Origin of the sequence: Pseudoroseomonas cervicalis ATCC 49957 (assembly GCF_000164635.1) — a bacterium.
GTDB lineage: Bacteria > Pseudomonadota > Alphaproteobacteria > Acetobacterales > Acetobacteraceae > Pseudoroseomonas > Pseudoroseomonas cervicalis.
Map to the genome: position 1 here is coordinate 860,548 of NZ_GG770778.1, position 10,379 is coordinate 870,926.

6 protein-coding genes are annotated in these 10,379 nt (G+C 71.5%); all 6 read right to left on the bottom strand.

What is annotated here, in order from left to right; genetic code table 11:
* On the bottom strand, positions 1–836 hold an 836-nt coding region (locus HMPREF0731_RS25335; RefSeq protein ID WP_040612676.1), incomplete at its 3' end, for a hypothetical protein.
* Between the two features lie 153 nt (positions 837–989).
* Entirely contained in the window at positions 990–1,961 is a 972-nt protein-coding gene (locus tag HMPREF0731_RS10950; protein WP_007004183.1) for a phosphoribosylaminoimidazolesuccinocarboxamide synthase, read from the bottom strand.
* 128 nt (positions 1,962–2,089) lie between these two features.
* Positions 2,090–3,685 (bottom strand): ABC transporter substrate-binding protein, encoded by a 1,596-nt coding sequence (locus HMPREF0731_RS10955; protein WP_007004184.1) that lies wholly within the window; start codon positions 3,683–3,685, stop codon positions 2,090–2,092.
* 123 nt (positions 3,686–3,808) lie between these two features.
* On the bottom strand, positions 3,809–3,997 hold the full coding sequence (locus HMPREF0731_RS10960) for a hypothetical protein (RefSeq protein WP_007004185.1): 189 nt from the start codon (positions 3,995–3,997) through the stop codon (positions 3,809–3,811).
* Between the two features lie 97 nt (positions 3,998–4,094).
* A complete protein-coding gene (locus tag HMPREF0731_RS10965; protein ID WP_007004186.1) occupies positions 4,095–7,187 on the bottom strand; it encodes an efflux RND transporter permease subunit in 3,093 nt (1,030 codons plus the stop codon).
* A gap of 3 nt (positions 7,188–7,190) precedes the next feature.
* Entirely contained in the window at positions 7,191–10,337 is a 3,147-nt protein-coding gene (locus HMPREF0731_RS10970) for an efflux RND transporter permease subunit (protein WP_040612977.1), read from the bottom strand.
* Positions 10,338–10,379: the final 42 nt, after the last annotated feature.

Genomic DNA, 10,379 nt, shown 5'->3' on the forward strand with positions numbered 1-10,379 from the left:
GGCGATTCGGGCGGCGCGGCCGGGGCGGGGCCGGGCCGGCGCATGCGGTTGGCGACCGACGCCACCACATCGACCACGGTCGCCTCCCCCGCCGGCACCGGGGGCCGCCCGGTGGGGGAGAAGATGCTGGCCACCACCGACTGGATGCGCCGGTGCTGCTCCCCGGCGTTGCGCAGCGTCACCGACAGCCCGACCCAGGCGCCATTGACCTTCTCGAAGCGGAAATAGGCCGAGCCGCGCGGCCCCTCGACGGTCATCGCCTGGCGGTCGGGGCGGTCCAGCCGGTAGCTGGGCTGCGCCCCGGCCTCGCGCGCCACCCGGTCGAACACCGCGCCCATGCCGCCCGGCATGTCGCCGAACTTGCGGATGCTCATGCCGAAGCCGGAGAGGGTGCCGTCGAAATCCAGCCCCTCGCCATCGCTGGCCGGGCGCGGCGTCAGGAAGGCCGAGGGGTAGCCATAGACCGCGCCGGTGGCCGGGTCGCGCGCCTCGCGCCAGCCCCATTGCTCGCGCAGCCTGGCGCCCTGGACGAACAGCGCCAGCAGGTCGCGCGCCGGGTAGCTGGCGGCGGGCGGCAGGCCGCGCGTGGCGCGCCAGCGGTTCATCGCCTCCTCGCTGGCCGGGCCCCAGCCGCCATCCAGCAGGCCATTGTAGTGGCCGGACCAGACCAGCGCATCCTGCAGCAGGATGCGGCTGCGCAGCGGCATGGCGCGCGGATCGACCGGGGTCGATTCCCAGCCGGCGGGTTGCGCCAGGGCCGGGGGCACCACCACCACCATGGCGGCGGCCGGCAGCGTGGCGAGCAGGGCAAGCAGGGCTGCGCTGGCGGGCCGCATGATGTTCCTTTCCGGGCCGGTCTCGGGGCAGGGGTGCCCGGCCATTATGCGGCCGGGCCGCAGGCTGAAAAGCCGCGATCCCGCGAGCGGTTGCCAGGGCCGGGCTCCGCGCCCGGCCGGGACGGGGCGCGCGGCCCCGCCCGGCGCGGCGCCTCAGCCGAAGAAGCGGGCGAGATTGGCGCGGATGCGCTCCAGCACCGGCTGCGCCGGGGGCAGCTCGAAACGCTGCCCGGTGATCATCTCGAAGGCCTCGATATAGACCGCGGCGGTGGCCAGGATGAGGTCTTCGGGGATCTCGGGGATCGGGTCGCGATAGGGGTCGCAGCGCGCCGCCACCCAGCTGCGGACGAAATCCTTGTCGAAGCTCTCCGGCTTCTCGCCCGCCTCGAAGCGCGCCTGGAAGCTGGCCGCCTTCCAGTAGCGGCTGCTGTCGGGGGTGTGGATCTCGTCGGCGAGGACGATCTTGCCCTCCGCGTCGGTGCCGAACTCATACTTGGTGTCGGCCAGGATCAGCCCGCGCTCGGCCGCCATCGCCTGGCCGCGCGCGAAGAGCGCCAGCGCGTAGTGGTTGAGCTGCTCCCATTGCGCCGGCGTCAGCAGCTTGCGCTCCAGGATCTCGGCGGGGGTCAGCGGCTCGTCATGCCCGCCATCGAAGGCCTTGCTGGTCGGCGTGATGATCGCCTGCGGCAGCTTTTGGTTGTCGCGCATGCCGTCGGGCAGGCGGGTGCCGTACATCTCGCGCTGCCCGGCCTTGTACAGCGTCAGGATCGAGGTGCCGGTGGTGCCGGCCAGGTAGCCGCGCACCACGATCTCCACCGGCAGGATGTCGAGGCGCCGGCCGATCACGACATTCGGGTCGGGGTAGTCGAGCACATGGTTGGGGCAGATGTCGCGCGTCTGCTCGAACCAGTGCCGCGCCGTCTGGGTCAGCACCTGGCCCTTGAAGGGCACGGCGCAGAGGATGCGGTCGAAGGCCGAGAGCCGGTCGGTGGCGATGATGATGCGGCGGCCATCCGGCAGGTCGTAATTGTCCCGCACCTTGCCCGCGTAATGGTTGGGCAGCTCGGGGATGGTAGCGTCGCGCAGGATCTGCTGCGCATGGGCGGCGAGGGTGGCGGGGTCCATGGTTCTCTGCACTGCTGGCGGCGCCGCGGGCGGCGCGGGGGAGGCGCAGAGTAGCCGCCCCGGGCGGCGCTGTCAGTCCGCCCCGCCAGGGGCGGTGCGGGCGGGGGCAGAGGCCCCCGCCCGGAGGCTCAGCCCTCGCGGCTGGCGTTCAGCGCCAGCGACATGCCGCGGCGGCCGATCTTGATGTTGCGGCGATAGGCGCTGTCGACGAAATACTGGCCGAGCGGCCAGTAGGGCACGTCCTGGAAGAACTGCGCCTGGATCTTGCGGCAGATCGCCTTCTGCTCGTCCAGCGTCGGCGCGTCGAACCACTGGTCGCGCAGCGTCTCCAGCGTCGGGCTGGTGGGCCAGCCGAACCAGGCATCCTGGCCATTGGCGCGCAGCAGCGGGTGGCCGCCGGGATTGGCCAGGTCCTCGCCGCCGAACAGCACGACCACGGCGCTCCAGCCATTCTGCTCCAGCGGCTCCTTGCGGGCGCGGCGCTGCAGCATGGTGCCCCAGTCGGACACCGCATCCTCCGCCGCGAAGCCGATCTTCTTCAGCAGGTCGGTGGCGACGCTGGTCAAGGTGGAGTTGTTCACCTGATCGGCCGGGTGCAGCATCACCGCCCGCGCGCCGGCCTTGCCGGTGGCCTGCAGCGCGCGCTTGGCCGCATCCAGGCTGCGCGGGCTGGTGATCGCCGCCATGCCCTCGTCGCTGGCGAAGGAGGAGGAGGCGGGGAAGCAGCCGATGCCATCCTGCCAGCGGCTGCGGTCGTCGCCCATGATCGAGGTCATGAAATCGGCCTGGTTCAGCGCCGGCCAGATCGCGCGCCGCACCGCCGGGTCGTTGAACGGCTCGGTCAGGTGGTTCGGCCGCAGCATGACGACCGTGCCATTGCCCTCGATGCGGTCGACCACGACATTGCGCTGGCGCTGCAGCAGCGGCCGCAGATCGGGCGCCACGCGCTCCCACCAGTCGATCTCGCCGGCCTGCAGCGCGGCGCCGGCGGTCGCCGGATCCATGATGATCTTCTTCTCGAGCCGCTCGAACAGGGCGAGCTTCGGCCCGGCGGTGACGCCCGGCGTGCCGACCGGCGTCGGCACGTAGCGGTCATAGCGCTGGTAGACCACCTGCGCGCCCGACTGCCACTCATCCGCCTTGAAGCGGTAGGGGCCGCTGCCCACCACCTCGCGGAAGGGGGTGGTGAAGGAGACCTTGGCGAAGCGCTCCGGGTAGATGAAGCAGGGATAGGAGGAGGACTTGCCCAGCGCGTCCAGCATGGCGCCGAAGGGGCGCTTCAGCCGGATCTCGAAGCGCCGGTCGTCCAGCACGCGGATCTCGTCGAGCCGCGCGGCCAGCGTCTGGCCATGCGTGTCGCGGCCCATCCAGCGCTGGATCGAGGCCGCCGCATCGCTGGCACGGATCTTCTCGCCATCATGGAAGGTCGGGCCGTCGCGCAGGGTGAAGGTCCAGCGCTTGCCGTCATCCTCCACCACATGGCCCTCGGCCAGCTGCGGCTGCGGGCGGAACTCGATGTCGAGGCCGTACAGCGTGTCCCAGCAGAGATGGCCGTGGTTGCGCACCGCGTAGGAGGTGGTGGCCAGCGGGTCCAGCGTCGTGACATCGGCCTGCGGGATGAAGCGCAGCGTGCTGGCGGCCGCGCCCTGCGCCAGGGCGGGGCGGGCGAGGGGCAGCGCGGCGAGGCCGGCGCTGGCACCCAGGAAGCTTCGGCGTGAGACCATGGGGGGAGATCCGTTCCCGGTCGGAGGTTGACGGATGACACGGCGGTCATTCGCCACCATTTCCGCACAGGCCGCGCCGCAGCGCAATCGCCGCGAACCCGGCCGGGCGCCGGACCCCGGGCCTCACTCCTGGGAGGCGGCGGCCACCGGCTGGGGGGCGGCGGCGCGGCTGCGCTGCAGCACCAGCTCCTGGTGGATCCGCTCCAGCATCTCCACGCTGCGCGCATTGTGGTGGCGCAGATCCGCCAGGATCTGGACCATCTCCTTCATCAGCGCCTCCATGGCCTCGCCGGAAAGGGTAACGCCGCTCATCCACCTGTCTCCATGGCTTATCGCCGGCATCCTGGCGAAAGCCCGGCGGCGGCGCAATCGGACCCGGCGCGGCGCGGTGGCCTTTTCCGGCTTCCTGTCACCGCGCGGGCACGGTCGCGCGCCGCGCGGCATGGCGCTGCCGCAGCCGCTCCAGCGCCAGGTAGATGACCGGCGTGGTGTAGAGCGTCAGCAGCTGCGACACGATCATGCCGCCGATGATGGTGATGCCGAGCGGCTGGCGCATCTCCGCCCCCGTGCCGGTGCCGAAGGCCAGCGGCACCGCGCCGAACAGCGCCGCCAGCGTGGTCATCAGGATCGGGCGGAACCGGTCCCGGCAGGCGGCGAGAATCGAGGCCTCGGCATCCGCCCCTTCCTCGCGCGCGTGCTCCAGCGCGAAATCCACCATCATGATGGCGTTCTTCTTGACGATGCCCATCAGCAGGATGACGCCGATCAGCGCGATGACGCTGAAGGGCAGGCCGGTGACCAGCAGCGCCAGCAGCGCGCCGATGCCGGCCGTGGGCAGGGTCGAGAGGATGGTCAGCGGGTGGATGTAGCTCTCATACAGCACGCCCAGCACGATGTAGATCGACAGGATCGCCGCCAGGATCAGCAGCGGCTGGTCGCGCGAGAAGGCCTGGAAGGCCGCGGCGTTGCCGCCATACTCCGAGCGGATGCCGGGCGGCAGGTCCAGCCCCAGCTCGACCTCGCGCACCCGCGCCTGCGCCTCGCCGAGCGAGGTGCCGACCGGCAGGTTGAAGCTGATCGTCGCCGCCGGGAACTGGTTGCGGTGGGTGACGCGCAGCGGCGACATGTCGCGCTCGATCCGCGCCACGGCGGAGAGCGGGACCTGCGCGTCATTGCGGCCGGGCAGGAAGATGCGCGCCAGCTGCGTCGCGTCCTGCTGCAAGGCCGGGTCGATCTCCAGCACCACATTGTACTGGTTGCGGGTGGCGTAGATGGTGGAGACCTGGCGCTGCGCGAAGGCGTTGTTCAGCGCCGCCCCCAGCGCCTGCATCGAGATGCCGAGCCGGGCCGCCTGGTCGCGGTCCACCACCACGCGGTTGACCAGCCCGCCGCGCTCCTGGTCGCTGGAGACGTCGAAGAAGCCCGGCGTGACGCGCAGCGCCTCGACCATCTGGTTGCTGGCCTCGCGCAGCGAGTCGAGGTCGCTGCCCAGCAGAACGTAGGAGTATTGCGAATCGCCGGGCCGGCCGCCGATGAACAGGTCCTGCTGCGCGCGCAGGAAGACCGAGGCGCCGGCGATGCGCGAGAGCGGCGCGCGCAGCCGGTCGATCACCTGGGCGGCGCTCAACCCGCGCTGCTCGCGCGGCGTCAGCGTGATGTAGAACTGGCCGCTGTTGCTGCCGGCGCCGCCGAAGCCGCCGCCGATCTGCGCGCCGACGCTCTCCACCGCCGGGTCGCGCAGGATGATGCGCGTCGCCTGCTCCATGATCTCGCTCATCCGCGCGAAGGAGGTGTCCGGCGCGGCGCGGGCCGAGCCCGCCAGCAGCCCGGTATCCTGTTCCGGGAAGAAGCCCTTGGGCACGATGATGTAGAGCCAGACGGTGACACCGATCAGGCTGAGGCTGGCCAGCAGCGCGGTGCGGCGGAAATGCAGCACGAAGCGCAGGCTGCGCAGATAGGCGCCCAGGATGGCGTCCAGGCCGCGCTCGAAGCCGCGCGCCAGGCGGCCGGGCGGGCGTTCCTCCCCCTCGCGCTCCAGCCGCGCCGCCAGCATCGGCGTCAACGTCAGCGACAGCACGGCGGAGAGGGTGACGGCGATGGCCAGCGTCGCCGAGAATTCGCGGAAGAAGCGGCCGACCAGCCCGCCCATCGCCAGCAGCGGCACGAACACCGCGATCAGCGAGACGGTGATGGAGATGATGGTGAAGCCGATCTGCCGCGCGCCCTCCAGCGCCGCCTGCATCACCGCCATGCCCTTCGCGCGCATGCGCGACATGTTCTCCAGCATGACGATGGCGTCGTCGACGACGAAGCCCACCGAGATGGTCAGCGCCATCAGCGAGAAATTGTTGAGCGAGTAGCCCAGCATCCAGATGACGAACAGCGTGCCGAGCAGCGAGAGCGGCACGGTGACGCTGGCCGCCACCACCGGCGCCAGCCGGCGCAGGAACACCGCCACCACCGCGATCACCAGCGCGATGGTCAGCAGCAGGGTGAACTCCACCTCCTCGACGCTGGCGCGGATGGTGCCGGAGCGGTCGCTCATCACGTCGATGCGCACGCCGCCGGGCACCCAGCGCTGCAGCTGCGGCAGCATCTCCTTCACGCCGTTCACCACGTCGATGACATTGGCGTCGGCCTGCTTGAAGACCAGCATCAGCGTGGCCTCGCGCTGGTCGAACCAGGCCATCTGCCGGCTGCTCGCCGCGCCTTCGCTGATGCGGGCGAGGCGGGAGAGGCGCAGCACCGCGCCATCGCGCGCCTGCACCACCACGGATTCATATTGCGGCGCGCGGCCGAGCCGGTCGTTCACCGCGATGCTGGCCGCCTGCTCCTCGCCATCGATCAGCCCGACCGGCTGGGTGACATTGGCCGCCGTGATGGCGGTGCGGATGTCGTCGAAGGAGACGCCCGCCGCCGCCGCCGCCGCCGGGTCGACCGAGACGCGCACGGCCGGCTTGGCGGTGCCCGCCACCTGCACCTGCGCCACGCCCTGGATCTGCGCCAGGCGCTGCGCCACGATGCTGTCGGCGACGTCGTAGAGCGAGGCGCGCGGCAGGGTGTCGGCGGTCATCGCCAGGATCAGCACCGGCGCGTCGGCCGGGTTGATCTTGCGCACGCTGGGCGGGTTGGGCAGGCCGGAGGGCAGATCCTGCCGCGCCGCGTTCACCGCCGCCTGCACGTCGCGCGCCGCGCTCTCCTGGGTGCGGGAGAGGTCGAACTGGATGATGATGTTGCCGCTGCCGCTGCCGGCGCTCGAGGTCATCTCGGTGATGCCGGCGATGGCGCCGATCTGCCGCTCCAGCGGGGCGATCACCGTCGCCGCCAGCGTCTCCGGGTTGGCGCCGGGCTGGTTGACGCTGACGAAGATGGTGGGCAGGTCGACCCGCGGCATGGCCGAGACCGGCAGGTCGCGCAGCGCCACCAGCCCGGCCAGCGCCAGGCCGAGCGCCAGCAGCAGCGTCGCGATCGGCCGCCGGACGAAGGGGGCGGAGATGTTCATCGCCTATTCCGCCGGCTGCACCGGGCGCCAGCGGCGCAGGATGGCCAGCCGCACCCGCTCCAGCGCCAGATAGACCGCCGGCGTGGTGAACAGCGTCACCAGCTGGCTGAGCAGCAGACCGCCGACGATCGAGACGCCGAGCGGCAGGCGCAGCTCCGACCCCGTGCCGCTTTGCAGCACCAGCGGCAGGGCGCCGAGCAGCGCGGCGGCGGTGGTCATCATGATCGGCCGGAAGCGCAGCATGCAGGCCTCGACGATCGCCTCATGGGGGGCCATGCCGCGGTCGCGCTGCGCCTCGAGGGCGAAGTCGATCATCATGATGGCGTTCTTCTTGACGATGCCCATCAGCAGGATGATGCCGATCAGCCCGACCACCGACAGGTCCAGCCCCCACAGCTCCAGCGCCAGCAGCGCGCCGATGCCGGCCGAGGGCAGGGTGGAGAGGATGGTGACCGGGTGGAACAGGCTCTCATAGAGCACGCCCAGCACGATGTAGATGACGACGATCGCGGCCAGGATCAGCCAGACCTGGCCCTCCAGCGAGCGGTTGAACTCCGCCGCGTCGCCGGCGAAGCGGCCGGCCGTGGTCTCGGGCATGCCGAGCTCGGCCTCCGCCGCGCGGATGGCGGTGACCGCGTCGCCCAGCGCCATGCCGGGGGCCAGGTTGAAGCTGAAGGTGACGGCGGGGAACTGGTTCTCCCGCGTCACCAGCAGCGGCGCGCGGCCGCGGCTGATGCTGGCGATGGAGCCCAGAGGGATCTCGGCATTGGTGGTCGTCGTGGTGGTGGCGTCGCCGGCCAACCCGCCGCCGCCGGTGGTGCTGCCGCTCGCCGTGACGCGCAGATTGGCCAGCAGCGCCGGGTCCGGCGCCGTCACCCCGTCCAGCTCCAGCACCACGCGGTACTGGTTGGTCTGGCCGTAGATGGTGGAGATCTGCCGCTGGCCGAAGGCGTTGTAGAGCGCGTTGTCCACCGCCTGCATGGTGACGCCGAGCTGCGCCGCGCGGTCGCGGTCCACCTCCACCCGCAATTGCAGCCCGTCCTCGCGCTGGTCGGTGGCGATGTCGGTGAGGCCGGGGATGCGCTGCATCGCCGCCAGCATGCGCGGCGCGAAGGCGGAGAGGGTGGCGGCATCGGTGTCGAACAGCGTGTACTGGTACTGCGTGGTGGCGACGCGCGCGCTGATCTGGATGTCCTGCACCGCCTGCGGCCAGGTGGCCAGCCCGGCGATGGCGTCGAGCCGCGGCTGCAGGCGCGCGATGACCGCCTGCACGTCCTCGCGCGTCTCGCGCGGCTTCAGCGCCACGGTCAGCCGCCCGGCATTCTGCGTCGCGTTCACCGTGCCGGCGCCGGCGACGGTGCTGACCGACTCCACCGCCGGGTCCTGGCGGATCACCTCGGTCGCCTGTTGCAGCAGGGCCGAGACGCGGGCGAAGGAGGCGTCCTGCGGCCCCTCGGCGGTGATGCGGATCAGCCCGGTATCCTGCACCGGCAGGAAGCCCTTGGGCATCACCACATAGAGCCAGGCGGTCAGCGCGACCGAGGCGGTGGCGATCAGCAGGGTGATGGTCTCGTGCCGCAGCGCCACGGCCAGGGCGCGGCCATAGCCCTGGCGCATGCGCTCGAAGCCGGCCTCGGTCCAGCGGATCAGCGCGTTGGGGCGGTGCTCGCCATGCGGGCGCAGCAGCAGGGCGCACATCATCGGCGTCAGCGTCAGCGAGACGACGAGCGAGACCAGCACGGCGGCCGTCAGCGTCTCGGCGAATTCGCGGAACAGCCGGCCGACCACGCCCTCCATGAACAGCAGCGGGATGAAGACGGCGATCAGCGACAGGCTGAGCGAGACGATGGTGAAGGCGATCTGCTGCGCGCCCTCATAGGCGGCTTCCAGCGGCCTCTTGCCGCGCTCCATCAGCCGGACGATGTTCTCGATCATGACGATGGCGTCGTCGACGACAAAGCCGGTCGCCACCACCAGCGCCATCAGCGAGAGGTTGTCGAGCGAATAGCCCATCGCCGACATCACGCCGAAGGTGCCGATGATGGAGAGCGGCAGCGACACCGCCGGCACCAGGGTCGCCCGCCCGCTGCCGAGGAACAGGTAGATCACCGCCACCACCAGCGCGATGCTGAGGACCAGCGTGAACTGCACCTCGTGCACGCTGGCGCGGATGGTGGCGGTGCGGTCGCTCACCACGGTCAGCTTCGCCCCGGGCGGCAGCGCGCCCTCCAGCTGCGGCAGCATGCCGCGGATCTGCGCCACGGTCTGCACGATGTTGGCGCCGGGCTGGCGCTGCACGTCGATCAGCACGGCGGGGCGGCCATTGAACCAGGCGCCGTTGCGGGTGTTCTCCAGCCCGTCCACCGCCTGGCCCACATCGCGCAGCCGCACCGGCGCGCCATTGCGCCAGGCCAGGATGATATCGCCGAAGGCGGCGGGGGCGGTGATCTGGTCGTTCGCCTCGATGCTGGAGGCCTGCAACGGACCGTCCAGCGAGCCTTTCGGCGAGTTCTGGTTGGCGCTGGCGATGGCGGTGCGCACCGCCTCCAGCCCGATGCCATAGGCGGCGAGCCGCCCGGCATCGAGCCGCAGCCGCACCGCCGGGCGCATATTGCCCTGCACGGTGACGCGGCCGACGCCGCCCGCCTGCGCCAGGCGCTGCGCCAGCAGCGTGTCGGCGACATCGCTGAGCCGGGTGATCGGCAGGTTGTCCGAGGTGAGGGCGAAGGTGATGATCGGCGGGTCGGCCGGGTTCACCTTCGAATAGACCGGCGGATAGGGCAGGGTGGAGGGCAGGGTGCCGCGCGCCGCGTCGAGCGCCGCCTGCACATCCTGCGCCGCCGCGTCCAGGCTCTTGTCCAGGTTGAACTGCAGCGTGACGCGCGAGGTGCCGGGGCCGCTCACCGAGCTCATGCTGGCCAGGCCCGAGATCTGCGCGAATTGCCGCTCCAGCGAGGCGGTGACCAGCAGCGCCACCGTCTCCGGCGAGGCGCCGGGCAGCTGGGTCGAGACCTCGATGGTCGGGAAATCCACCTCCGGCAGGGCGGAGACCGGCAGCCGCAGATAGCCGAAGGCGCCCCACAGCAGCACCGCCACCGCCAGCAGCGTGGTGGCGACGGGGCGGGCGATGAAGGGGGCGGAGAGGTTCACGGCCGCGCCCCGCCGCCGCCGCCGCTGGCCGGCGCGCCGCCG